This window comes from Arthrobacter sp. YC-RL1, from assembly GCF_001454985.1.
GTDB lineage: Bacteria > Actinomycetota > Actinomycetes > Actinomycetales > Micrococcaceae > Glutamicibacter > Glutamicibacter soli.
On sequence record NZ_CP013297.1, the window covers coordinates 64,099 to 88,944 of the forward strand.

The following is a 24,846-nucleotide window of genomic DNA, read 5'->3' on the forward strand; positions in this document are numbered from 1 at the left end:
TGTTTGCTTAAAAGACTAGTCATTCCTCCGTCGAAAGCCGACATGTTGCCCCTTAGCGCCGTGAAATTGCGCGACCAGCTGGCCGCCGGAGAAATCTCCAGCCGCGAGGCCACCGCCCACCACCTGCAGCGGATCGACGAGCAGCGCTCCTTGGGCGCTTTCGTCCACGTTTCCGAGGCCGCGCTGGATGCCGCGGCCCGGGCCGACGAGGCCTTCGTGAAAAACCGCGGGCAGCTGGGCCGGATGCACGGGATGCCCACCGCGTTCAAGGACCTGGGGGACGTAGCGGGCATGCCGACCACGCATGGCTCGGCCGCCGTGGAACACCCGGTCGCGACCCGGGATTCGGCGCTGGCCGCCCGGCTGCGCGCCGAGGGCGTCATCGTGCTGGGCAAGACCCAGGTGCCCGAGTTCGGATTGAGCAGCTATTCGGAGAACCTGATCGCCGCGCCCTCGCGCAACCCCCTCGCCCCGCAGCGCTCCTCCGGCGGTTCCTCCGGGGGGCAGGCCGCCGCGGTGGCCGCCGGGATGATTCCGGTGGGCCCGGGCTCGGACGGCGGCGGCTCGGTGCGCATCCCGGCGGCCGCCTGCGGCCTGGTGGGCCTCAAGCCCTCGCTGGGTCGGATCCCCAGCGACGTGCTGGAAGGCTACAGCGACGGCTTCGGCGCCCCCAAGCTCACGGTTTCCGGGCCGCTGGCCCACGACGCGCTGGATGCGGCCCTGCTGATAGATGCGATGCGCGGAACCGACCACTACCTGCCGCTGCTGCGCGGGCGCTACCCGGAAGAGCTGGCGAACCTGCGCATCGGCTACAGCACCCACTCGCCGTTCCAGAGCGTCTACGAGATCACCGTCTCCCCCGACGCCCAGCAGGCGTTCAGCGCCGGGCTGAAGCTGCTGGCGCAGCGCCACCAGGTCGAGCTGGCCAAACTGGCCTATGCGGAGGACTACCCCGAGGCCTTCGGCGCGGTGTGGACCAACGGGCTGAAGGACATCCCGCTGCAGGACGAATCGAGGCTTGGGGCCCTCGCGCGGGAATTCCGGCGCCGTTCGCAGCAGCGCAGCCTGCAGGCCGCAACCCAGGCGGCCACCCGGATCCGGCAGATCGCGGCGGACTTCATCCGGCAGTGGTCGGCCTACGACGTGATCGCCACCCCGGCGCTGTCAGGCGTCCCGCCGATGGTGGGGCACTATACCCAAGGATCGGCGGAGCGCGATTATATGTTGCAGTGCCAGTACTCCCCGTACAGCTCCATGGTCAACGTCTCTTCCGCGGCCGCGATCACCGTACCTACGGGTAACAGCAAAGAAGGCCTCCCACTGGGAATCCAGCTGATTTCACCGCGTTCGGACGAGGGGATGCTCCTGGCTTTAGCGTTGCAGATCTCAGTGTGAGCTTTCCGACAGAAGTAGGTACTCGCCTCCGGAAAAGCGAAAAATATTACGTATGTCTACTGCAACACCGAGCACTCAACGCCCGGCCAAGAGCTTCTTTGGCCACCCGGGCGCGCTCGCAAACCTGTTCAGCGTCGAGATGTGGGAGCGATTCTCCTTCTACGGCATGCAGGCTTTGCTGGCCTACTACATGTACTTCACGGTCGCCGACGGCGGCCTGGGACTGGACCAGGGACTGGCGCTGTCGCTGGTCGGCGCCTACGGCGGCGCAGTCTACCTGAGCACCATCCTCGGCGCCTGGATCGCCGATCGACTGTGGGGCTCGGAACGCGTGCTGTTCGTCTCCGCCCTGATGATTATGGCAGGCCACCTTGCCCTGGCATTCCTGCCGGGCGTCACCGGTCTGGCCATCGGCCTGGTGCTGGTGGCCATCGGCTCCGGCGGCCTGAAGGCGAACGCCACCGCGCTGGTCGGCTCGCTCTACGCCAAGGACGACCCGAAGTCCGACGCCGGCTTCTCCATCTTCTACATGGGCGTGAACATCGGCGGCCTGGTCGGCCCGCTGCTGACCGGCCTGCTGCACCAGAACTTCGGCTTCCACGTGGGCTTCGGCGCCGCGGCCGTGGGCATGGGCGTCGGCCTGCTGATCTACACGTTCGGCCGCAAGAACCTGCCGGACTCGGTGCGCGAGGTCCCGAACCCGCTGCCGAAGAACGAGCGCACCCGCTACGTGGTCATCTTCCTGGCAGTCATCGTGGCGATCATCGCCGCCTTCGCGACCAAGATCGTCACCCCTGACAACCTGGCCTCGACCATCGCCTACGTGGTGATCGCCGCCAGCATCGTGTACTTCGTGCTGATCCTGCGCAGCCCGCGCGTCACCGACCGCGAGCGCAAGAACGTGTACGCGTTCATTCCGTTCTACATCGCTTCGGCGGCCTTCTGGGCGCTGTTCCAGCAGCAGTTCACCTTCGTCGCCGCCTACTCGGCCGAGCGCCTTGACCGCCACCTGTTCGGCTGGGAGATGCCAGCCAGCTGGGTCCAGTCGATCAACCCGGTCTTCATCGTGCTGCTGGCCGGCGTCTTCGCCGCCATGTGGACCAAGCTGGGCACGCGCCAGCCGCGCACCGGCACCAAGTTCGGCCTGTCGCTAGTGGTGGTGGGCGCAGCCTTCCTGTGCTTCATCCCGCTGAACTCGTTGGAAATGACCCCGCTGCCGGCCATGATCGGCATCCTGCTGCTGTGCACCATCGCCGAGCTGCTGCTCTCCCCGACCGGACAGGCAGTGACCACCAAGCTGGCTCCCGCCGCCTTCGGCACCCAGATGATTGCGCTGTTCTTCCTGTCGATCTCGCTGGGCACCACCCTGTCGGGCGTGCTGGCAGGCTTCTACACCCCGGGCAACGAGGTTGCCTACTTCATCGCCATGGGCGGCACCGCCGTCGTGCTGGGCATCGCCATGCTGGCGGCCACCCCGGCCCTGAAGAAGCTCATGGGTTCGGTGCACTAAAGCTCGGACACCCAAGCGGCGCGGATTCCTCCGGGATCCGCGCCGCAGCCGTTTAACGAAGGACCAGCAGCTCGCCGATCTCGCAGTCCAAGGCCTGGCAGATGGCCACCAGGGTGCTGAAGCGGATGGCCTTGGCCCGGTCGTTCTTCAGCACAGACAGGTTCACCACCGAGACGTCGACCAGCTCGCTGAGCTGGACCAGGGTCATAGCGCGCTCGGCCAGCAATTCGGTTAGCCTGCAGTGCACCGTGCGCAGCTCCACGGATCAGACCAGCCCATCGGTCTCGGCCCGCAGCCGCTCGTTCTGCCGCGCCATCGCCATGCCGGCATTAACCAGCTCAACCACCACCAGGATGGCCAAGGCCATGAGGAACGGCGCGAAGTCGTAGTCGATGGAGAAGGCCGGGACCGGCCACGGGGAGAAACCCGGAAATTCCTGGTCTCCCGTGCTGGTGTAGCCGTCCACCCGCAGCGTTTCCTCGCCCGCCCGGTAGGCGCCGATGCCGGTGAGCGTCTGGCCGACCAGCGTCCCCAGGGCCAGCGCCGAGGCGGCGATCCGTCCGGCGCGGCGCAGCGAATCGCTGAACGGCTTGCCGGCCAGCAGCTTGCCGCACAGGGCGATGAGGGCCGCCAGCACCGCGATAACGGCCAGACCGGAAACCAGGGAGCCCGCGGCGAGCAAGCCGCGGGTTGCGGCGCCAAGGTTCGTGGCGGTCACCGTCACCGTGGTGATTTCGCTGCGCACGGCGTCGCCGTGGTCCGGGGTCACGTCGCTGACCGCGGGAAATTCAGGCCAGTACGGTTCGACCGGCACCTGGAGCGTCGATTCGCCATTCGCGATCGCCGCCACAGCGCCGACAAGCAGGGAGCCGCCGATCAGCACCACGCCAATCCAGGCGACGATCCGGGTGAAGGCGACGACTGCGCTGCTATCGGACGATTTGCGGCGCAGCACGTAGACAATCCCGAGGACTGTCACGGGCAGGACCAAGACCAGCAGCAGTGGCAATATCGCGAGCATGGCGATCCTATCGATAGTCGTTAATAACGATTATCGTTAAGTTAGCATCGCTCCGACTGCGGGTCTAGGTGTAATTCAGGTCGTTGTAGGCGTAGTCGGTGTATTCGTAGATCGCCCCGGGCATCCAGAAGACCAGCCAGATCACGAACGCGTAGAACAGGGCCGCCAGGACCAGGCCGATCCAGGAGGTGATCAGCCCGGCCAGCGACAACGCCCGTGAGTTCGGTTCGCGCCGATAGCCGAGGTGCCCGGTGATGACTCCGGCCAGCGGAACTAGAATGATTATGGCGAAGCCCAGCATCGAGAGGATGCCGAGCACCAGCGAGGCCACCGACAGCCCGGTCGATTCCGGCGGGCGCTGGTAGGGGTTTTGCGGGTATGGGTAGTAGCTCATCACTATCCATTGTCTACGACCCCGCGGACATCGCACCAACTAGGAGATACACGCAGTGGCACACGAACGAGCCGGCCAGCCGGCGCAGGAAACCGACCTGATCGACCTCAAGGCGGTCCTCGACGCCTACACGGGCATCGTGCCCTCCAGCGCGAACCCCGACCAGGCGGTCGTCTTCGGCACCTCCGGCCACCGCGGCAGCTCGCTGAACGGCACCTTCAACGAAGCGCACATCGCCGCGATCACCCAGGCCGTCGTGGACTACCGCACCGCCGCCGGCATCACCGGCCCGATGTACGTGGGCAAGGACAGCCATGCGCTCTCCGAACCGGCCTACCGCACCGCACTGGAGGTGCTGGCGGGCAACGGCGTCACGGTGCTGGCCGAGGACGGGCTGACCCCCACCCCGGCGCTGAGCCACGCCATCCTGGTGCACAACGCGCGCGGCGGCGCGCAGGCGGACGGGCTGATCATCACCCCCTCGCACAATCCCCCGGCCGACGGCGGCATCAAGTACAACCCGCCGCACGGCGGCCCGGCCGAATCCGAGATCACCGGCCCCATCGCCGCCCGCGCCAACGAGCTGCTGGCCGATGGCGGGCAGATCAAGCGCGGCACCCCGGACGCGCAGCGATTCGACTTCCGCGAGCTGTACATCGCGGACCTGGCGCAGGTCATCGACTTCAAGGCCATCGCGGACTCCGGCATCTCGATCGGCGCCGATCCGCTGGGCGGCGCCTCGGCGCACTACTGGGGCGAGATCGGACGGCGCTACGGGCTGAACCTGAGCGTCGTGAACGAGACCGTGGATCCGCGCTTCGGCTTCATGACGCTGGACAAGGACGGCAAGATCCGCATGGACTGCTCCTCCGCCCACGCCATGGCCTCGCTGGTGGCCAACCGCGAGAAGTACGACATCTCCACCGGCAACGACGCTGACGCGGACCGCCACGGCATCGTCACCCCGGACGCCGGGCTGATGAACCCGAACCACTTCCTGGCAGTGGCCATCGACTACCTGCTTACCCACCGCCCGCAATGGCCCGCCGACGCAAAGGTCGGCAAGACGCTGGTCTCCTCGGTGCTGATCGACCGCGTGGTCGCCGCCCACGGGCGCGAGCTGCTGGAGGTCCCGGTGGGCTTCAAGTACTTCGTGGAGCCGCTGGCCTCCGGCCAGGTGGGCTTCTGCGGCGAGGAGTCGGCAGGCGCCAGCTTCCTTGACTTCGCAGGCCGTGCCTTCAGCACCGACAAGGACGGGCTGATGCTGGCTCTGCTGGCCAGCGAGATCCGCGCGGTGACAGGCAAGAGTCCCAGCCAGATCCACGCCGAGCTGGTCGCCCGCCACGGCGGCAGCTTCTACGACCGCTTCGACGCCCCGGCCGGCCGCGAGCAGAAGGCGGTGCTGGGCAAGCTGAACCCGGGTATGGTCAGCGCCACCGAGCTGGCCGGCGACCCGATCACCGCCAAGGCCACGCAGGCCTCCGGCTTCGCGATCGGCGGGCTGAAGGTCTCCAGCGAGCACGCCTGGTTCGCGGCGCGCCCGTCGGGCACCGAGGATATCTACAAGATCTACGCGGAATCGACAAAATCACCCGAGCATCTGCAGCAGGTGCTGGCAGAGGCCCGGGTGATCGTGGATGCGGCGCTGAACGCCTAGTGCAGCTTTGCGGTCCAGGGGTCGATCTTCACGGCTGGCTGCTTGCGGGTAGCCAGCCAGTGGCCCAGCCACAGCAGCAGGAAGATCGGCAGGCCGATGTAGGAGGAGACCACCTGCAGCAGGTTGCCCTCGATGACCGCCTGGTAGTTCTGGCCGGCGATGACCACGATGAGGATCACGAACGCCAGGATCGGGCCCAGCGGGAACAGCGGCGCCTTGTAGGGCAGCTTGGCCAGGTCCTGGCCGCTGGCGATGTACTGCTTGCGGAACTGGTAGTGGCAGACCGCGATGCCCACCCAGGCGATGAATCCCGACAGGCCTGAGACGTTCAGCAGCCAGGTGTAGGCTGCGCCCTGCCCGATGATGGCCGTCAGGAAGCCGAACAGGCCCACCGAAGCGGTCAGCAGCATGGCGGGCATCGGCACGCCGCGGCGGTTCAGCCGCCCGAAGATCTTCGGCGCCTTGCCGTCCAGCGCCATCGAATAAAGCATGCGCGCAGAGGCATATAGCCCTGAGTTGCCCGCGGACAGGATGGCGGAGAGGATCACTGCGTTCATCAGCGCCGCGGCGAAAGCGATGCCGGCGCGCTCGAAGACCAGGGTGAACGGCGAGGTCGCAATGTCGGATGCCTCGGAGGAGAGCAGCGAGGGATCCAGGTACGGGATCAGCATGCCGATCACGAAGATCGCGCCGATGTAGAACAGCATGATGCGCCAGAAGATCGCCTTGATGGCCTTCGGGATGTCGCGCTTGGGGTTCTCCGCCTCGCCGGCTGCCACGCCGATCAGCTCGGTGCCCTGGAAGGAGAAGCCGGCGATCATGAAGACCGAGACGATGGACAGCCAGCCGCCGACGATCGGCGCCTCGCCTTCGGTCCAGTTGCTGAAGCCGGGCGAGGTTCCGCCGATGATGCCGAAGATCATCGCCACACCGCAGATCAGGAACACGATCACGGTGACGACCTTGATCATCGCCAGCCAGTACTCGCCCTCGCCAAAGGCCTTGGCGGACAGGGCGTTCAGGCCGGTGAGCAGCGCCAGGAAGAGCGCCGCCCAGATCCAGCTCGGGGAATTGGGGAACCAGTAGGACATGATGATGCCCGCGGCGACCAGCTCGGCGGCGACGGTGATCGCCCAGTTGAACCAGTAGTTCCAGCCAATGGCAAAGCCGAAATGCCGGTTCACGAAGACAGTGGCATAGGTCTGGAAGGAGCCGGCGACCGGGAGCCGCGCGCTCATTTCGCCCAGCGACTGCATCAGCAGCAGCACCATGAGGCCGATCAGGCCGTAGGCAATGAGCGCTCCCCCGGGGCCCGCGTCGGCGATGGCTCCGCCGGAGGCGACGAACAGTCCGGTTCCGATCGATCCGCCAATTGCAATCATCTGCAGGTGGCGGGCCTTGAGACCACGCTTCAGACCGTCTTGGGACGGTGCGGGCTCACTCATGCGTTACAGCTCCTGGTGCATAGAAAAATCCAACCTTTCAATCCAAGCACCCCGGCGAGCTCAAAAGCTATGAACCGCGCTACAGTAAGCGATCAATAATCTTTCGCTTAGCCCAAGAATATGGAGGATATATCGCGCTCAGAGTATCGACCACCGTAGTTTTGCTCAGTTCCGAGCGCATTTGCGAAAGACGGTCGAAGCCGTGCTTACCGTGGTAGGAGCCCATTCCGCTGGCCCCGACGCCGCCGAACGGCAGGGACGGAACGATCATCTGGGCCAGCGGCGCGTTGTGCACGATCGCGCCGGCACGCACCCGGTCGGAGAAGATCGACTGCAGCCGCGGGCTTTCGCTCATCAGGTAGGCGGCCAGCGGGGTGGGCCGCGCAGCGATGAATTCCAGGGCCTCCTCGAAGGTGGCCACTTCGATCACCGGCAGGATCGGGCCGAAGATCTCCTCCTGCATCAGCGTGCCTTCGAGGTCGACATTGCGCATGATGGTCGGCGCGATGCGCAGGGTCTGCTCGTCGTACTGCCCGCCGTGCACCACCTCGCCCTGCTCGAACATGTCCAGCAGGCGCTGGAAATGGCGGCGGCTGGCGATGCGCCCGAAGTCCGGGTGCGTCAACGGGTCCTTGCCGTAGAAGCTGTGGATGGTCTGGCCCAGGCGCTCGATCAGCGGCGCCGAGTCGCCGATGGTCAGCACGTAGTCCGGGGCCACGCAGGTCTGGCCCGCGTTCATGAACTTCGCGTAGGCCAGGCGCTTGGCGGTGGCCGGCAGCTGGTTGTCGACCACTGCCGGGGACTTGCCGCCCAGCTCCAGGGTCGTGGGGGTCAGGTGCTTGGCAGCTGCGGCGGCGACCACCTTGGCGACCTTCTCGCCTCCGGTGAAGAAGATGTGGTCCCAGCGCGCGGCCAGCAGCTCGGTGGCAGTGTCCACACCGCCCTCGATGACGGCGAACACGCGGTTGTCCAGGTATAGCGGCAGGAACTTGGCCAGTGCGCCGGAGGTCGCCGGCGCGATCTCCGAAGGCTTCAGCACCGCGGCATTGCCGGCGGCGATGGCGGCGACCAGCGGGGCGAGCATGAGCTGCAGCGGGTAATTCCACGGGCCGATGATCAGCACCAGGCCCAGCGGGCGGGGCTCGACCTTGGCCATGGCCGGCTGCAGCGCCAGCGGCACTTTGACGTTGGTGTGGTCCATCCATTCGGCCAAGTGGCGCAGAGCGAAGTCGATCTCCGCGCGGACCACGTCCACCTCGGAGAACTTCGCTTCGGTGGCGCCCTTGCCTAGGTCCTCGTTCAGCGCGGCGAGGAAGTCGTCCAGGTGCTCTTCGAGCATCTTCTCCAGCGCGCGCAGCTGCTGGACGCGGAAACGGCGCGGGTGGGTGATGCGGGTATCGGCGGAGTGGCGCAGGTTCGCCAGCGTGGCGGCGATTTTCGACGGATGCTCATCCACGGGCGGCGCGAAGTCGCCGACGGGATCGGGCAGCGGAGTGGAAGTAAACAGACCCATGAGTCGAGACTACGTCAACGGGCTGGACTTGACCTGATTGCGACCACCTTTATTTTGTATCAGCTAGTTGGTACATTCTTTTCGAAAGGCGGGACCAATGAATAATTCGTTGACTTCACAGTTCGGCAGCTTCGCGATTGCGGCCTTGGTCATCTACGTGATCCTGCGCAACCTCGCGTCCAAGGAGGGCGGAGACCGGCTGGCTCTGGCCCGCCGGCACGCCTTCTGGTGCGCGCTCATCGGATTTTTCGCCAGCACGTCGGCCGACTGGTTCAGCACCCTCGCGGCAGTCCCGTACTACGACGAATCGCCGCTTCGCATTCCCGAGGCCATCGGGGCGGCCGCGACCCCGGCGCTGTGGGTCGCGTTCATCTACATCGCAGGGCAGTTCACCTGGCCCCACAAGCTCCGGCCGAAGCGCACGGCCTCGCTGCAGCCTCGGACCTTGTCCGGGCTGGTGCCCAAGTCCCTGGTCGGAATCATGGCGGCAACCTTCGCCGCCGGCATGCTGGCGATTTACAGCGTCCGCGACGTCACGGGCTTCGCCCCCACGCCGGAGGTCATCGAGGACGACGGCGACGGCTACTACATGACCGCCGATGCCCAGGACGGGTTGCGTTCGGCCGCAGAGGTCCTGCCCTATCTGGCACTGAGCCTGGTCCTCCTGCTGGTCGCCGCCTTCGCCGCCACCATCCTCATCCTGCGGCGCAAGCCGCTGGACGGCATCAGCGAGCACGACAACCGGCTGCTGCGCATCACCTGGCTCAATCGCCTCTACCGCACGGTGACGGTGCTCCTGGCCGGCCTCGCCGGCGAAGCCCTGCACTTCAAGGCACGGTGGATCTCCGATGACGCCGACAAATCCATGGGTGGCGAAGGCATCGAGTACTGGGAACGGATGAACGACCTCGCGGGCCGGTGGGACCAGACCGCCAACTACATCGCCCTGGCGATCACCGTCGTCATGTTCTTCTGGCGCCCGCCGGTGAACTTCGAATCCCTGCGGCCGGCCGTCTCCAGCGCCTTCACCCGGCTGCGCGAGCAGCTGTTCGCGGTGCAGTATCTGAGCGCCATGGCTGCCATCCTGCTGGTCGCCGTCGGATGGCCAATGCTGCCGAGCTCCGAGACGCAGGAGATGCCGACCGCCGAACGCGCCACCGCCATCCTGGCCCTCCTCGCGGGCGCGACGCTGTTCTACCTGCTGGTCAACGCCGCCTACCTGGCGTACATGGCGATCAAGACCCGCGCGGCCGCGCGAATGCCCAAACCCGCCGCACGGCTGCCGCTGTGGACCTATGTCGTTGCCGGACTCCTGATGGCGGCCAGCCTATACTTCCTGCTCTTCCCTCCGCTGGATCCGCTGCGGGGATTTGTCGCGCCGAACCGGTGGATCATTGCCGGGCTGGCCGCGGCACTGCTCGCCGCGCATGCAGGATTCGTCCTGCTCGTCCGCTCCGTGGCGATCCCTTGGCAGGTGGGCGCAGAGGTGGAAATCTGGTATCGGCAGGTGCTTGAAATCCGCTCGCTGCGCGTAGTCGCCGGCGCGTTCGTGGCCATGCCAATGATGGGATACCAGTTGTTCGCCGAATTCTCCCTGTTCGGCCTGCTGGTCTTCTGTGCGCCGGCGGTGCTGGCGCTGCCGCGCCCGCAAGGTTCGATGCGGCCGGAGACCAGTGACGCGGGCCGCCGATGAGCGCCCAGATCACCGTTGACCTGGACTCGGCGCTGCCGCCCTATGAACAGATCCGCGCCCAGGTGGCTTCGCTGATTTCGCTGGGCGAACTGGCCGCCGGGAGCAGGCTGCCCACGGTGCGCGCGCTGGCCGCCGATCTGGGTGTGGCCGCCGGCACCGTGGCCCGCGCCTACAAGGAACTGGAGGCCGAAGGACTGATCTCCTCGCGCCGCCGGGCGGGCACCGTGGTCAATGAGCTGCCAGGGCAGCCAGCGCTGGACGAGCACCTGGTCGAGGCAGTGGACAGGGTCTGGGCGCTGGCCGCGGAGCTGGGGGTGGACGCGGCGACGGTGAAGGCGCTGGTTGCGCGGAGGACGCGATAGCTCGGTAACCCTGTCACCACCGCATCATTTCCCGAGCAGCCGGGATTCGGTTGACGGTGTCCGCCCCTCTTTGTAGGCTCAGCCTAAGCTCACCGCAATGCTTGGAATGGATAACCTGTGGATCCGGTTTCGATTTTGATCGTCTGCGTTTTGGTCATACTTTGCGCGCTGCCGTTTGCCATAGGCGCCATGCGCAGTCTCGACCGACGAGCCGACGACCTCGAAGGATCTGACCCGGAAATCTCCAGGGCACTTCGAGAAGCACGGAAGAATATCGATCGCGGCAGGAGCTACGAAGATCCGAGGCTCTAGCGGCCGGCACGGGCCGGCCAACTTCCAACGGCGTTAAGGATTTGTCCTTGCGAAGATATCTGCGTACCCTCGGGATCAGTGACACGGGGTGTCGGAGAAGCCGACTGAGATGAGACCCGTTGAACCTGAACTAGGTCAAGCTAGCGGAGGGATGTCGCATGACTCTGCCTATTGTTGCCCGCAATTACCGGGAACAATCCCCCTTGGTGTTCTGCCTGACAAACACCGTGGTTACCAACTTCACCGCCAATGTACTGCTGGCTTCCGGCGCGGCCCCGGCCATGACTGACCTGCCCGGGGAAGCCGGGCCGTTCGCCGCGGCCGCCTCGGCCGTGCTGGTCAACCTGGGCACGCCCACCACCGAGCAGCTGCGCGCCATGGAAGAAGCCGTCGACTCGGCGAGCGCCGCAGGCACCCCCTGGGTGCTGGATCCGGTGGCCGTCGGAGCGCTGCCGGTCCGCACGGAATTCGCCCGGCGCATCGTCGCCCGCCGCCCCACGCTGATCCGCGGCAACGCCTCGGAAATCATGGCGCTGGCCGGCTGGGAGTCCTCCGGCCGAGGTGTGGATTCGCTGGACAGCGTGCAGGAAGCCATCGCCGCCGGGCGTGAGCTGGCAGTGAAATACGGTTCGGTGGTCGCGATCTCCGGCGAGGCGGACGCCATCATCGACGCGCAGCGCACCGTGCTGGTGCACACCAACGGCATCGGCCTGACCCGCATCACCGGCGGAGGCTGCGCCCTGGGTGCGGTGTGCGCGGGCATGCTCGCGGTGCATGAGGACCCGTTCGAAGCCGCCGTGGCGGCCCATGGTTACTACGGCCTGGCCGCCGAAAAGGCGCTGGCCGCCAGCTCCGGGCCGGGCAGTTTTGCCGCGGCCTTCCTCGATTCCCTGGCGGCCGTTGAGCCCGCCGCACTTGAGACCCTGAACTGTGAGGAAAAGACCTATGCGTGATCTCGGAGCCTACCTGGTGGCCAACACCGCCAGCTGCAGCCCGCATAGCACCCTTGAGGTGATCGAGGCAGCCGTGGCCGGCGGGATCCAGTGGATCCAGCTGCGCGCCAAGGAGGAAAGCGCCCGCGAGTTCTTCGAGCTGACGCTTGCGGCCGCAAAGCTGACCGAGGGCAAGGCGCAGCTGCTGGTCAACGACCGCATCGACGTATTCCTGGCGGCCCGCGCCGCCGGGGCCGCGGTGGCCGGCATCCACATCGGGCAGAAGGACGTGCCGGTGTCCCTGGCCCGCCAGCTGATCGGCGAGGGCATCATCGGGCTCAGCGCCTCCACGCGGGAGCAGATCGCCCAGGCCAACCTGGATGCCGAGTTCATCGACTACCTGGGTGTTGGCGCGGTGCGCGCCACCCCGACCAAGAAGGACCACCCCACCCCGCTGGGCCTGGACGGCTTCGCGGAACGCACCGGCTGGACCGCGCTGCCCTGCGTGGCCATCGGCGCGGTGACCGCCGATGACGCCGCGGCCATCCGCGCCGGCGGCGGCGCCGGGATGGCCGTGGTGCGCCCAGTCTGCCAGGCAGATGATCCGCGCAGCGCCAGCGCCCAGCTGGTTTCCGCCTGGGAGGCGGCCAAGTGAACATCCTTTCCATCGCGGGCTCCGACCCGTCCGGCGGCGCCGGCATCCAGGCCGATCTGAAGGCCATTGCCGCCAACGGCGGCTACGGCATGGCAGTGATCACGGCGCTGACCGCGCAGAACACCCGCGGGGTCAGCGGAGTGCAGGCCATCGACGGGGATTTCGTCACCGCGCAGCTTGAAACGCTCAGCGCGGATGTGCGCATCGACGCGGTGAAGATCGGCATGCTGGCAAACCAGGAGATCATCGGCGCTGTCGCCGCCTGGCTGGATACCGTCAACGCCCCGGTGGTGCTGGACCCGGTCATGGTGGCCACCAGCGGCGATGCCCTGCTGGAGGACGCCGCCGCGCTGCACCCGCTGCTGGCCCGCGCCACCGTGATCACCCCGAACACCGCCGAGCTCGGCGCGCTGCTCGGCGAAGCCGCCGCGCAGGACTGGGAGCTCGTGCTGGAGCAGGCCCGGCGTCTGGCCTCCGCCCACGACGTGCTGGTGCTGGCCAAGGGCGGGCACCTGGCCGGGGCGCAGTGCCCCGATGCGCTGGTCTCCGCCGCCGGGGTGCTGGCCGAGTTCAGCTCCCCGCGCCTGGCTACCAAAAACACCCATGGCACCGGCTGCACCCTGTCCAGCGCGCTGGCCACCCGCTTCGCCGCCACCGGCGACTGGGCGACCGCGCTGGAACAGGCCAAGGGCTACCTGTTGCGCGCCATCGGCGCCGCTGACGAGCTGCAGGTGGGCTCCGGGCACGGGCCGGTGCACCACTTCGTCGACTTCTTCGGCGCCGCGGATCCGATGGCCGCCTGGTGGGAGGACATCGCACCGCTGCGCGCGGGCATTGACGAGCTGGAGTTCATCGTGCAGCTGGCCGACGGCAGTCTGGAGCGCGAGAAGTTCGAATACTACCTGGCGCAGGACGCCCTGTACCTGCAGCGCTACGCGCAGGTGCTGGCGCAGGCCAGCGCGCTGGCCCCTGAGCTGGATTCCCAGCGCTTCTGGGCCAAGGGCGCCGGGGAAATCCTGGAGGGCGAGCTGCAGCTGCACCGCAGCCACCTGGTGGAAGGACTGGCGAACCCGTCGGCCACCACGCTGAACTACGTGAACCACCTGTCCTCCTGCAATTCCAGCTACCCGGAGCTGATCGCCGCGATCCTGCCGTGCTACTGGCTGTACCAGGACATCGGCAAGCGGCTTGCGGCGGCCAACTACGAAGGCCACCCCTACGGCGACTGGCTTCAGACCTACGCCTCGGAGGAGTTCGACGAATCCACCGCGCAGGCCATCGGGATGGTGCGCGCCGCATGGAAACTGGCGGACCCGGCGCAGCGCGAGCGGATGCGCCAGGCGTTCCTGCGTTCCAGCGAGCACGAGCTGGCCTTTTTCGCGCAGGCCCATGCCGAGAGCGTAGAATTCTCTACGGCCTAAAACGCGTTGGGGCCGCAGAGTCTGGAGGACTGCATGAGTTGGAGCATTCACGGCAACGGCAAGACCATCACCCCCGGTGAGGTTGTTGCCCCGGATGAGCGGCTGCATTGGCCGCAGACGATCTCCATCGGCACGCAGCACATCCTGGCCATGTTCGGCTCCAGCATCCTGGTTCCCACGATCACCGGGTTCCCGGTCACCACGACCCTGCTCTTCACGGGCGTGGCGACCATCCTCTTCCTGCTGATCACCAGGAACAAGGTGCCCAGCTACCTGGGCTCCTCCTTCGCGCTGATCGCCCCGGTGGTCGCGACCACCAAGGCCCACGACATGTCCGCGGCGCTGGGCGGCATCGTGATGACCGGCGCGCTGCTGTTCCTGGTGGGCCTGGTGGTCCAGAAGACCGGCACCGGCTGGATCCACGCGCTGATGCCGCCGGTGGTCATGGGCACCATCGTCGCGCTGATCGGCCTGAACCTGGCCGGCGCCACCTTGGAACCCATGCAGAAGTTCCCGGCCACCACGTTCCTGACAGTGATCGCCACGGTGCTGGCCACCGTTGTGTTCAAGGGCCTGCTGGGGCGCCTGTCCATCCTGGTGGGGCTGGTCGCCGGCTACCTGATCGCGCTGGCCCAGGGCCAGGTGAACTTCGCCAAGGTCGGCGAAGCCGCGTGGTTCGGCCTGCCCGAATTCAACACCCCGAGCTTCCACCTGGACACCGCGCTGATGTTCCTGCCGGCGGTATTCGTGCTGATCGCAGAGAACATCGGCCACGTGCGCACCGTGGGCGTGATGACCGGCCGCGACCTGACCGCGTTCAACGGCCGCGCGCTGATGGCCGACGGCGCCGCCAGCATGGTGGCGGGCTTCGGCGGCGGCTCGGCCACCACCACCTACGCGGAGAACATCGGCGTGATGGCTGCCTCCCGCGTGTACTCCACCGCCGCCTACTGGGTGGCAGCGATCGCCGCGATGGCGCTGGCGTTCATGCCGAAGGTGGGCGCGCTGATCGGCACCATCCCCGAGGGCGTGATCGGCGGGCTGGGCATCGTGCTCTACGGCATGATTGGCATCGTGGGCGCGCGCCTGTGGATCGAGTCGAAGGTTGACTTCGGCAACCCGATCAACCTGATGACCGCCGGCACCGGCCTGATCATCGCGATCGCGGTGACCAGCGAAATCGCCTTCGGCCAGTTCAAGCTGGGCGGCATCGCCCTGGGCACCATTGCCACCCTGGTGGTCTTCCACCTGATGAGCGCCGCGGCGAAGCTGCGCGGCAACGACCTGTCCCAGACCGGAGCCTAGGTCCGCTCTTCTCCACCGCTGCGGCGGCCGGAATCCCCCATCGGGTTCCGGCCGCCGTTCCCGCTTAAGCCGCTGAGCTGAGCTTATAGTAAGGGTACTTTCCAAAAAGTGACGCGGGCCCGTAATTCCGCTACGATGAGCAACTATGACTGCGACCACATCTGATGGAAAGATCTCTGCACGCCTGATCTTCGTCGCCCTCGGGGCGGCGCTGGGCGGTTTCGTGTTCGGCTACGACTCGTCGATCGTCAACGGCACGGTCGACGCCGTGGAACATGAATTCTCGCTGAACGCGGTAGCCGTCGGCTTCACCGTGTCCTGCGCGCTGCTCGGCGCGGCACTGGGCGCCTGGGTGGCCGGCGTAGTCTCCGAACGCGTAGGCCGCGTGCGCACCATGCTCATCGCCTCGATCCTGCTGCTCGTCTCCGCGATCGGCTGCGGGCTCTGCTTCAGCGCCGTGGACCTGGTCATCTGGCGCATCGTCGGCGGCATCGGCGTGGGCTTCGCCTCGGTGATCGCCCCGGCCTACATCGCCGAGATCTCCCCGGCGGCGCACCGCGGCCGGCTGGGCTCCATGCAGCAGATGGCCATCGTGCTGGGCATCTTCGTGGCCTTCCTGGTCAGCGCGCTGCTGGTGTTCGTGATGGGCTCGGCGGACGCGGTGGGGCTGTTCGGCCTGGCCGCCTGGCGCTGGATGTACCTGTCGCTGGCCGTTCCCGCTGTGCTCTACGGCCTGATGGCGCTGCGCCTGCCCGAATCCCCGCGCTATCTGGTGGAGCGCGGGCGCTATGTCGAGGCCGCCTCGGTGCTCACCGGCGATATGGGCCTGGAACCCGGCAAGCCGACCGAGGACAAAATCGAGGAAATCCGCGCCACCGTGCATGTGGAGCGACGCCAGCAGTTCAAGGACCTGCTGGGCCGCTTCGGCTTCCACCCGCTGGTCTGGGTGGGCATCCTGCTCTCGGTCTTCCAGCAGTTCGTTGGCATCAACGTCATCTTCTACTACTCGACCACGCTATGGAAGTCGGTGGGCTTCGCCGAATCCGATTCCTTCACCATTTCTCTGATCACCTCGGTGATCAACGTGCTGGCAACGATCGTGGCGGTGCTGCTGATCGACGTGCTGGGCCGCAAGCTGCTACTGATGATCGGCTCCGGCATCATGACGCTCTCCTTGGGCGCGATGAGCCTGGCCTTCGCGCAGGCGGTCACCGTGGACGGCGCGGTCTCGCTGCCCGGCTCCTGGGGCATGGTCGCGCTGGTCGCGGCGAACCTGTTCGTGATCGGCTTCGGCGCCACCTGGGGCCCGGCGGTATGGGTGCTGCTGGGCGAGATCTTCCCGAACTCCATCCGCGCCATGGCCTTGGGCGTGGCGGCCTCCGCGCAGTGGATCGCCAACTTCGTCGTATCCACGACCTTCCCGGCGCTGGCCGAGGCGGGCCTGGCCCTGGCCTACGGCATCTACGCGTTCTTCGCGCTGCTGTCCCTGGTGTTCGTAGCCTTCCTGATCCGCGAGACCAAGGGGCGCACACTGGAGGACATGACGCTGTAGCGGCCGGCATCACGGCGCAGGCAAGGAGGCGGGAACCCAGCACAGTTCCCGCCTCCTTGGGTCGTTAAAACCTACTGCGCCGTGTAGCCGCCATCCACGGCCCAGACCGCGCCGGTGACCAAGCTCGCCTCAGGCGAAGCGAGAAACCCGATGACGTTCGCGACTTCCTGAGGGGTGCCGAGCCTGCCCAGCGGCTGCCGGCTGGTCATCCGGGAACGCACTTCCGGCGGCAGCCTCCGCAGAAGTTCGGTGTCCACGTAGCCCGGGGCTACGGCATTGACCCGGACCCCTTGCGCGGCGTAGGTCAATGCCGTGGAGCGCACCAAATTCACCACCCCGGCCTTCGCCGCCGAGTAAGCGGCGGAATTCGCCTGGCCGACCAGCCCGAGGATCGATGAGATGGCCACGATGGAGCCGGATCCCTGCGGAACCATATGGCGCAGCGCATGCTTCATGCTCAGCGCGGTACCACCGAGGTTGATGTCCAGCACCCGGTTCCAGGAGGAACTGTCCAGCTCATGCAGCGGCCCCTTGGTTTCGGCGATGCCGGCGTTGGCGACCAGTACATGCAACGGGCCGATGTCCCGTGCCGAGGCGAAGAGCCCGGCCACTGAATCTTCGTCGGAGACATCGCAGCAGACCGCCAGCGCGTGGTGTCCTTCGGCCCGGATCCCGGCAGCGACATCCTCAGCCCGGGCATCGACATCCCCGATGACCACCCGATACCCGCGCGAGGCGAGCAGCCGCGCGGTGGCGGCCCCGATGCCGGTTGCCGCCCCGGTGACCACTGCGGCATCGGGGCTCACCGCTGGCGCACCTCGCGGGTTTCACCGACCAGCTCGAGGATGTCACGCCCCATCCGGTAGCCGAACACCAGCGCGGGGCCGATGTGCGAGCCGTAGCCCGGGTAGCCTCCCCCGAACACCGACACCGCGGCGGCGCCCACCGAGTACAGGCCGTCAATGCGGCTTCCGTCCTCGCGGATGACCCGCGACCGGTCGTCCACGTCAATGCCGGCAAAGGTGCCGATGTCCCCCATCTGCACCTTCGCGGCATAGAACGGGCCCTTGGCCAGAGGGGCGAGGTTCGGGTTGGGCTTGTGCTCCATGTCCCCGCGGAAGTGGTTGTAGGCGGTGGAGCCGCGGCCGAATTCGGTATCCTTCCCGGCGAGCGCATCGCGGTTGAAGCGCTCGATGGTCTGCTCCAGGCCCTGGGGGTCCACACCGATCTTCGCCGCGAGGTCCGCGATGCTGCGTCCCTTGTGCAGGTAGCCGATCCGATGGAAGAAGCCGCGCGGCACCGGCCACGGCTTGGCGTAGCCGATGCCGTACTTGTCCATAAGCCGCTTGTCGCCGATGATCCAGGCGTAGACGTCCTGCTCGTTGGCGTGGTGGTCCAGCATCTGCCGGCCGAAGTCGTGGTAGCTCAGTGCCTCGTTGCCGAAGCGCTTGCCGTCGCGGTCAACGGTGATCATGCCCGGCAGGCCGATCTGCCGCAGGTGCGGGAAAAGCCGCTGCGCGCCGCCGCGAAGGTACTTGAAGACCGTGACCGGAGCCCAGGAGGCCACCGAGGAGACGTTGTCGTTGATCCGGCCGCCGGCGGCCATGGCCATGCGGGCCGAGGAGCCGTCATGCCCCTGGGTAGGGGTGAAGTGCTGGCCGCCGAGGGTGTCATGGGCGAAGTACTTCTGGCGCAGCTCGTCGTCGGCCGAGAACCCTCCGCCGGCCAGGACCACACCCAGCTTGGCGTTGACCAGACCGGCGTGCTTGCCGCCGAGCACCGCGCCGGTCACGGAACCGTCCGCAGCGGTGCGCAGCTGCTGCACCGGGGTGCCGGTCCAGACCCGCACCCCGGCATCCAGCGCGGAGCGGACCATGCGCACCATCAGCGCCGAGCCGTTGGTGCGCTTGATCGGCTGGCCGTGCAATGCGATGTCCTTCCAGGTCTTCAGCAGCTTGGCGGCCACGTAGGTGAAGGACTTAGGGGACTGGTTGGCGTGCAGGAACTGGGTCAGGTCCGGCCCGACCTGCGGCATGTAGCCGAAGACCGTGTAGGAGCTGAGGTAGGGCTGGATTTCCTTGCGCCGGTCGCCCAGCATGCGCACATCGGCGTCGGAGGGCAGGATCGCCCGGCCCCCCAGCTTCGCCCCGGGCAGGTCCATCTGGTAGTCCGGCGCCTTCTCCGGGTAGGAGAAGACCACGTCGGTGTCGTTCTCGAAGAAGTCGATGGCCTCCGGCACGGTATCCAGAAATCCTGCGACACCCTTGGCGTTGTAGCTGTCCGGGGCCAGCGCCCTGAGGTATTCCTCCGCTTCGGCGCGGGTGTCGCCGGTGGCGGCGGCTCCCTTGCGGTTGCCCGGAACCCAGGACCAGCCGGCAGAGAGGGCGGTGGTGCCGCCGAAGTGCGGGGACTTCTCCGCGACGATCACGTTCAGCCCGTCGTGGGCGGCGCGGATGGCGGCGGCCAGGCCGGCCACTCCGGATCCGACAATCAGCAAGTCGCAGTTGTAGGTGGTAGTCATGTGCTGGTCCTATCGTTTGGAGGCGACGGCCCGCAGGTAGGGCTCGCCGAGCTCGGCAATGTTCGTGTGGGCGGTTTCGCGGGCGGAAAAGGCTGCAATGGCGGCCAGCAGGGCACAGACGCTGCCGAAGACCGCGACCGGAACCCAGCCGAATTCGCCTTCGGTGAGCAGCAGTCCGCCGATCATTGGGCCGAAGCCCGCCACCAGGAGGCCCAGCTGGTTGCCCATGGCCATGCCGGTGTAGCGCACCGGGGTGGCGAACAGCTCGGCGAAGAACGACGGCCAGATCCCGTTGAATCCGGAGTAGAACACCGTCATGAACAAGAAGCTCGCGGCGAAGACCAGCCAGATGTTCCCGGTGCCCAGCGCCAGGAAGTACAGGTAGAGGCTCACGGTGCTACCAATCATTGCGGTCAGCATCAGCGGGCGGCGCCCGATCCGGTCCGAGAGCCGGCCGCACAGCGGCATCGCCACCATGGACAGTCCGATGGCCACCGCGTTGACGGCCAGGATGGAAGTGCGCTCGATCCCGCCGTGCTGCACCGCGTAGGACAGGCCGAAAACGGTGAAGATGGTTTGCATGACCGAGAAGATCGACATCAGCAGCACACGCAGCACGTCGGAACGCTGATAGCGCAGCACCTCGCGTGAGGGGAGCTTGCGCGGCTGGTCCTCGGCGACCTGCTCCTCGAAGGCAGGGGTTTCATCCAGCCGGGTCCGGACCCAGAAGGCCAGCGCCAGCACGAGCACCGAAAGCAGGAACGGGATGCGCCAGCCCCAGCTCATCAGCTGCTCCTGGGGCAGCGCAGTAACCGGGATGAACACCAGCGTAGAGAGCACCATGCCGGAGGCGTACCCGGTCATCACGAACGAGGTGAAGAAACCGCGGCGGCCCTCCGGAGAATGCTCAAGGGTCAAGGAGGAAGCGCCGGCCGATTCGGCACCGGCGGAGAAGCCCTGGGCCAGGCGGGCGATCACCAGCAGCACGGTGGCCCACACCCCGATCTGCTCATAGGTCGGCAGCAGGCCGATGCCCAGCGAAGCCAGGCCCATCAGCATCAGCGTGAAGAGCAGGACGTTCTTGCGTCCCAGCTTGTCGCCGAAGTGCCCCATGACCAGTCCGCCCAGCGGACGGGCGACATAGGCGACGCCGAAGGTGGCGAAGGCCGCGATGGTGGCGATGGCCGGATTGCCCGCCGGAAAAAACAGCTGCGGGAAAACCAGGGCGGCGGCGGTGCCGTAGATGAAGAAGTCGTAGTACTCCAGGGTCGATCCCAGGAAAGAGGCCAGCGCGGCCTTGACCGGGGTGCGCCGTGGCACGGATCCGCCGTGCTCGGTGGGCGACTGCGGCGCCACGTCGGGTGAGGTGCTCATGGTGCGTCCTTAGCTGTGCGAGGGGAGAAGCGAGGAATCCAGCTCGAAATCGACGTAAGCCAGGTCCAGCACATTCGGCAGGGACAGCGGCTTGATCGCTTCGTGCAGCGGGTGGGTGTTGTAGACGGCGATGTCGCCGGCACTGCGGAAGTCCGCGACGATCACGTGGTCCCAGGAGCGGTCGGTCTTCATGACATCCGGCCCGTGGACCAGATCCAGCATGCCGGGGATGTTGCCCTTCATGGCTTCCAGGCCGGCGATCCAGCGTTCGCGGATCTGCGGGGTGAATCCCTCGGAGAAGCGGAACATCACGATGTGGCGGATCATCGGGCCACCGCGCTCAAGTTCTGCGCCGAGTACTCGGACGGCTGGCCGGCGATGGCCCGTCCAGCCAGGTAGGCGAGGGTCATCAGCGGCCCGAGGGTCGCTCCGGCGCCAGGGTATCCGGCGGAGTAGGCGCTTTCGGCGGTATTGCCGGCGGCGTACAGTCCTTCAATCGGGATCCCGTCAACATCCAGCACCTGGCCGCGGCCGTCGGTGCCGATGCCGCCGCAGGTGCCGAAGGCGCCGTTGAGTACCTCCATCGCGTAGTACGGTCCGTACTGCAACGGGCCGAGCGAGGGGTTGGGCCACTGGTTCCCGGCATCGCCCCAGTAGCGGTCGTAGGCCGAGGAACCGCGGCCGAAGTCCGGGTCCTCGCCGCGCACCGCGTGCTGGTTGAAACGCTCGACGGTGGCCGCCAGGTTCCCGGCGGGGACGCCGATCTTGACTGCCAGCTCTTCCAGGGTGTCGGCCTGGACCAGGTAGTCAGGGGTCGGCTTGCCAGCGCGGTGGTCCAAGATGCCGTAGCGCTGCAGGTACGACTCGTCGAAGACGACGTGGGCAGGGGTGTTCAGCGTCTGGTTGTTCGGCGAGTCCCAGGACTGCAGCACGCGGGCCAGGTCGTTGTAGTTCTGCGCCTCGTTGGCGAAGCGCTGTCCGTGGCGGTTGACCATGATGGATCCCGGGCCCTGGCGCTCGAAGCGCAGCAGGGATCCCACCGGCTCGCCGTCGCGCAGCGTTCCGGTGACCGACATCGGGGCCCACCAGGCTTCGCGGGTGCCGCGGGTCATGGCGCCGATGCGCTGGGCCATCTTCAGCCCGTCGCCGGTGTTCGTGGGCGGGGAGCACATGGTGTACAGGCGGGAGGCCAGCAGCGAGTCGGCCAACGGCTTGTCCCATTCGAAGCCGCCGGTTCCCAGCATCACGCCGTGGGCGGCCTCGATGCGGGTGCCGTCCTGCAGGCGCACGCCGGATACGCGGCCTTCGCTGGTTTCAAGTCCGGCCACGGAGGCCTCGACGGCCAGGGTGACCCCGTTGTCCAGGCAGGCCTTGAGCAACATGGAAACCAGCGCGTGGCCCTTGGCGGCGACGCCGGCATCCTGCCGGGCGGTCAGTTCCTCCCAAGGGAACTTGGTGAAGGCGCCCCAGTCCTCGTATTCCTGCATGGTGTAGGGGTGGCGGCCGTCGGTGCGCACATGCGCGGCCAGCTTGCCGAGCGCTTCGCGGAAGTTGAACAGCTCCGGTTCGACGGTGCGTCCGCCGGACACCGCGCCGGGCAGGTCCTGGCGGTAGTCGGGGAAGTTGTCCAGGAAGATGAATTTCACGCCGAGTTCTGTTTCGGCGAATCGCAACATCGCATCTCCGTAGTCCAGCGCCGCATCCAGCAATTCGGCGCGCCCGCGGCCGCGGGCTACGGCCTGCACGTACTCGCGTCCGGCCTGCTTGGAATCCTCGATCCCCGCTTCGCGGGCATGGTGGTTGTCGACCACCCAGAGCATGCCCCCGGAAACCGCCGAGGTGCCGCCGAGCAGCTCGCTCTTTTCCAGGACGATGACCGAGCGGCCGGCCTTCGCGGCGGTGGCTGCGGTGGTCAGCGCGCCGGCTCCGGAGCCTACGACGACGACGTCGTAGCCGGGCAGCGGCTGCCGGGATTGCGGGTTCAGGATGCGCATGGAAATGATCCCCTTCGATCAGGTGCATTGCTGGGATGCAGAAGATCATGACATGGGTCACACCACGGGCTGGGCGGGGTGTTTCATTCAACGGAGCACCGCGCTCCGTTGAATGAAACACCTAGAACGCAGCAGGCGTACTGCGGCGCTGGATCTCGCGCCCGGAGGGCTCATAGCCCAGCCGGCGGGTGATGGCGCTGGAGGCGATTTTCAGGTGCGGAACAATCAGGTTCAGCGACTCCTCGCCGCGCGGCACGATGGCCGACAAGGTGGCCACCGCATGGTTCTTCTCCGTGAAGATCGGCACCGAGATGCCGCTGGATTCAGGGACGATGATGCCGCGCATGCTCACGTAGCCACGGCCGCGGATCTCGGCCAGGATGGCACGCAGCTTCTCCGGCTCGGTGACGGTGTCTTCGGTCAGCTTTTCCAGCCGCCGGGACAGGAACATCTCCTGGACCACCTCCTGCGCATAGGCCATGAACACCAGTCCGGCCGAGCAGCCGTGCACCGGCAACCGCCCCGCGATCTTGGTGATGTTCACGGTGGCGTCGTCCGCCGCCAGGCGCTCGATGTAGAGCACGTCGTTGCCCTCCAGGACGCCCAACGAGACGTGGCTGAACCCGTGGTTGATCAGGTCTTCCATGGGCGGCAGGGCAGCTTCGCGCAAAGAGGACGCCCGGGATCCGCGGGAGGCCAGCTCCCACAGCCGGTGCCCGTGGCGCAGCCGGCCCGCGGTATCGCGCACCAGCAGCCCTTCCAGCTCCAGCTCGCTGACCAGCCGGTAGACCGTGGATACCGGCAGGTCGACCGAGCGGGCGAGCTCCCGGAGGCCCAGGGCGGGGGAATCCTCGCCGAAGGCGGACAGGATCCGCACCACGCGGTGGATTACCGATTCTCCAGATGGCGAGTTCGCCATGACGCACCTGCCTCTCTGCCTGCGATCCTCAAGAATATACCGTTGAACGGAACATCGGGTTCTGCTGGCCGCACCGGCTCATAGCCTGAGTCGCATGAATGCACAGATTTCCGCCGGCCGCGCAGCCGGCAAAGTAGTCCTCATTTCGGGAGCCGCCCAAGGCATGGGTGCATCGCACGCCCGGGTGCTGGCAAGCCATGGCGCGAGCGTCGTGATCGGCGACCTGCAGGAGCAGGCCGGGCGCGAGCTTGCCGCGTCGATCAACAAGGAGACCGGGCGCCAGGCGGCGGTCTTCGCGCCGTTGAACGTCACCAGCTTGGAGGACTGGGAACTGGCGGTGCGCACCGCGGTGGAAACTTTCGGACGCCTCGACGTGCTGGTGAACAACGCGGGCATCTACACCCCCGGCTCGGTGGAAAGCGCCAGCCTCGACGACTGGCACCGCACCCTTGACATCGACCTGAACGGCACCTTCTACGGCATGCGCTCGGCGGTACCCGAACTGCGCAAGCAGGACACCTCGTCCATCATCAACATCTCGTCGATCGCCGGCCTGACCGGATTCAAGAACCGGGCGGCGTACTCGGCCTCCAAATGGGCGGTACAGGGGCTGACCAAGACCTCGGCGCTGGACTTCGGCCCGGACGGCATCCGCGTGAACTCGATCCACCCGGGCAGCGTGCAGACGCCGCTGACCGCCGGGCTCCAACGCGGTTTCGGCCAGGTGCCGGCCGGGCGTGCGGCGCAGGTCGAGGAGATCAGCTCCCTGGTGCTGTACCTGGCCAGCGACGAGTCCCGGTTCGTCTCCGGTTCCTCGATCGCCATCGATGGCGGCGAGACCGCGGGCAACAACCTGCGCCAGGATTCCTGA

The 24,846-nt window shown here is 67.0% G+C and carries 22 protein-coding genes and 1 riboswitch; of the genes, 11 read left to right on the top strand and 11 right to left on the bottom strand.

The genetic code is table 11. The features are described 5' to 3' along the window. Positions 1 to 42 precede the first annotated feature (42 nt). Positions 43 to 1,395, top strand: coding sequence for an amidase (locus ATC04_RS00330; RefSeq protein WP_047120621.1), 1,353 nt, complete (start codon positions 43 to 45; stop codon positions 1,393 to 1,395). A 52-nt stretch (positions 1,396 to 1,447) separates the two neighbouring features. Continuing rightward, on the top strand, positions 1,448 to 2,905 hold the full coding sequence (locus tag ATC04_RS00335; protein WP_047120620.1) for a peptide MFS transporter: 1,458 nt from the start codon (positions 1,448 to 1,450) through the stop codon (positions 2,903 to 2,905). 52 nt (positions 2,906 to 2,957) lie between these two features. Here the strand turns inward: ATC04_RS00335 and ATC04_RS00340 are convergent, their stop codons facing one another. From ATC04_RS00340 to ATC04_RS00350, 3 genes are all read right to left on the bottom strand, one after another. Beyond that, positions 2,958 to 3,152, bottom strand: coding sequence for a helix-turn-helix domain-containing protein (locus ATC04_RS00340; protein ID WP_286158838.1), 195 nt, complete (start codon positions 3,150 to 3,152; stop codon positions 2,958 to 2,960). An 18-nt stretch (positions 3,153 to 3,170) separates the two neighbouring features. Then, positions 3,171 to 3,926: a hypothetical protein gene (locus ATC04_RS00345; RefSeq protein ID WP_047120618.1), complete on the bottom strand. Its 756-nt coding sequence runs from the start codon at positions 3,924 to 3,926 to the stop codon at positions 3,171 to 3,173. A gap of 64 nt (positions 3,927 to 3,990) precedes the next feature. Further along, on the bottom strand, positions 3,991 to 4,320 hold the full coding sequence (locus ATC04_RS00350; RefSeq protein WP_052772564.1) for a DUF4190 domain-containing protein: 330 nt from the start codon (positions 4,318 to 4,320) through the stop codon (positions 3,991 to 3,993). Positions 4,321 to 4,375: 55 nt separating this feature from the next. On the opposite strand from ATC04_RS00350, the gene pgm reads away from it, so the two are divergent. Continuing rightward, on the top strand, positions 4,376 to 5,977 hold the full coding sequence (pgm, locus tag ATC04_RS00355; RefSeq protein ID WP_047120617.1) for a phosphoglucomutase (alpha-D-glucose-1,6-bisphosphate-dependent): 1,602 nt from the start codon (positions 4,376 to 4,378) through the stop codon (positions 5,975 to 5,977). On the opposite strand, the gene ATC04_RS00360 is transcribed toward pgm, so the two are convergent. Then, on the bottom strand, positions 5,974 to 7,422 hold the full coding sequence (locus tag ATC04_RS00360) for an amino acid permease (RefSeq protein WP_047120616.1): 1,449 nt from the start codon (positions 7,420 to 7,422) through the stop codon (positions 5,974 to 5,976). The two genes, pgm and ATC04_RS00360, sit on opposite strands and share 4 nt — an antisense overlap. 79 nt (positions 7,423 to 7,501) lie before the next feature. Then, on the bottom strand, positions 7,502 to 8,935 hold the full coding sequence (locus ATC04_RS00365) for an aldehyde dehydrogenase family protein (protein WP_082636910.1): 1,434 nt from the start codon (positions 8,933 to 8,935) through the stop codon (positions 7,502 to 7,504). A 97-nt stretch (positions 8,936 to 9,032) separates the two neighbouring features. On the opposite strand from ATC04_RS00365, the gene ATC04_RS00370 reads away from it, so the two are divergent. The 7 genes from ATC04_RS00370 to ATC04_RS00400 all read left to right on the top strand — a co-directional run bounded on the left by ATC04_RS00370 (position 9,033) and on the right by ATC04_RS00400 (position 17,167). Next, positions 9,033 to 10,628: a hypothetical protein gene (locus tag ATC04_RS00370; protein WP_147407301.1), complete on the top strand. Its 1,596-nt coding sequence runs from the start codon at positions 9,033 to 9,035 to the stop codon at positions 10,626 to 10,628. Next, positions 10,625 to 10,990: a GntR family transcriptional regulator gene (locus tag ATC04_RS00375; RefSeq protein WP_047120614.1), complete on the top strand. Its 366-nt coding sequence runs from the start codon at positions 10,625 to 10,627 to the stop codon at positions 10,988 to 10,990. Before ATC04_RS00370 ends, ATC04_RS00375 begins: the two co-directional genes overlap by 4 nt. A 386-nt stretch (positions 10,991 to 11,376) precedes the next feature. Then, a riboswitch (TPP riboswitch) is annotated at positions 11,377 to 11,471 on the top strand. Next, a complete protein-coding gene (gene thiM, locus ATC04_RS00380; protein WP_047120613.1) occupies positions 11,461 to 12,255 on the top strand; it encodes a hydroxyethylthiazole kinase in 795 nt (264 codons plus the stop codon). Its footprint overlaps the riboswitch before it by 11 nt. After that, positions 12,248 to 12,889 carry a thiamine phosphate synthase gene (gene thiE, locus ATC04_RS00385; RefSeq protein ID WP_047120612.1) on the top strand — a complete coding sequence of 214 codons (642 nt, stop codon included), beginning with the start codon at positions 12,248 to 12,250 and terminating at the stop codon, positions 12,887 to 12,889. Before thiM ends, thiE begins: the two co-directional genes overlap by 8 nt. Then, on the top strand, positions 12,886 to 14,310 hold the full coding sequence (gene thiD, locus ATC04_RS00390) for a bifunctional hydroxymethylpyrimidine kinase/phosphomethylpyrimidine kinase (protein ID WP_047120611.1): 1,425 nt from the start codon (positions 12,886 to 12,888) through the stop codon (positions 14,308 to 14,310). The genes thiE and thiD overlap by 4 nt, the downstream gene beginning before the upstream one ends. Positions 14,311 to 14,343: 33 nt before the next feature. Beyond that, positions 14,344 to 15,615, top strand: a complete 1,272-nt coding sequence (locus ATC04_RS00395; RefSeq protein WP_047120610.1) for a solute carrier family 23 protein — start codon at positions 14,344 to 14,346, stop codon at positions 15,613 to 15,615. A 145-nt stretch (positions 15,616 to 15,760) separates the two neighbouring features. Then, on the top strand, positions 15,761 to 17,167 hold the full coding sequence (locus ATC04_RS00400) for a sugar porter family MFS transporter (protein ID WP_047120609.1): 1,407 nt from the start codon (positions 15,761 to 15,763) through the stop codon (positions 17,165 to 17,167). 71 nt (positions 17,168 to 17,238) lie between these two features. Here the strand turns inward: ATC04_RS00400 and ATC04_RS00405 are convergent, their stop codons facing one another. The 6 genes from ATC04_RS00405 to ATC04_RS00430 form a co-directional block, all read right to left on the bottom strand. Further along, positions 17,239 to 17,973, bottom strand: a complete 735-nt coding sequence (locus ATC04_RS00405; protein WP_047120608.1) for an SDR family NAD(P)-dependent oxidoreductase — start codon at positions 17,971 to 17,973, stop codon at positions 17,239 to 17,241. Beyond that, the gene (locus tag ATC04_RS00410) at positions 17,970 to 19,688 is read right to left on the bottom strand and encodes an FAD-dependent oxidoreductase (RefSeq protein ID WP_047120607.1); all 1,719 of its coding nucleotides are present in this window, start codon (positions 19,686 to 19,688) and stop codon (positions 17,970 to 17,972) included. Before ATC04_RS00410 ends, ATC04_RS00405 begins: the two co-directional genes overlap by 4 nt. Positions 19,689 to 19,697: 9 nt before the next feature. Then, positions 19,698 to 21,062, bottom strand: coding sequence for an MFS transporter (locus ATC04_RS00415; protein WP_047120606.1), 1,365 nt, complete (start codon positions 21,060 to 21,062; stop codon positions 19,698 to 19,700). Positions 21,063 to 21,071: 9 nt separating this feature from the next. After that, positions 21,072 to 21,389 (bottom strand): Dabb family protein, encoded by a 318-nt coding sequence (locus tag ATC04_RS00420; RefSeq protein ID WP_047120605.1) that lies wholly within the window; start codon positions 21,387 to 21,389, stop codon positions 21,072 to 21,074. After that, complete coding sequence (locus tag ATC04_RS00425; RefSeq protein ID WP_047120604.1) at positions 21,386 to 23,056, bottom strand: FAD-dependent oxidoreductase; 1,671 nt, start codon at positions 23,054 to 23,056, stop codon at positions 21,386 to 21,388. The genes ATC04_RS00420 and ATC04_RS00425 overlap by 4 nt, the downstream gene beginning before the upstream one ends. A gap of 121 nt (positions 23,057 to 23,177) precedes the next feature. Beyond that, the gene (locus ATC04_RS00430; protein WP_047120603.1) at positions 23,178 to 23,975 is read right to left on the bottom strand and encodes an IclR family transcriptional regulator; all 798 of its coding nucleotides are present in this window, start codon (positions 23,973 to 23,975) and stop codon (positions 23,178 to 23,180) included. Positions 23,976 to 24,069: 94 nt separating this feature from the next. Here ATC04_RS00430 and ATC04_RS00435 point away from each other — a divergent pair, with 94 nt between their 5' ends. Beyond that, the gene (locus ATC04_RS00435; protein WP_047120602.1) at positions 24,070 to 24,846 is read left to right on the top strand and encodes an SDR family oxidoreductase; all 777 of its coding nucleotides are present in this window, start codon (positions 24,070 to 24,072) and stop codon (positions 24,844 to 24,846) included.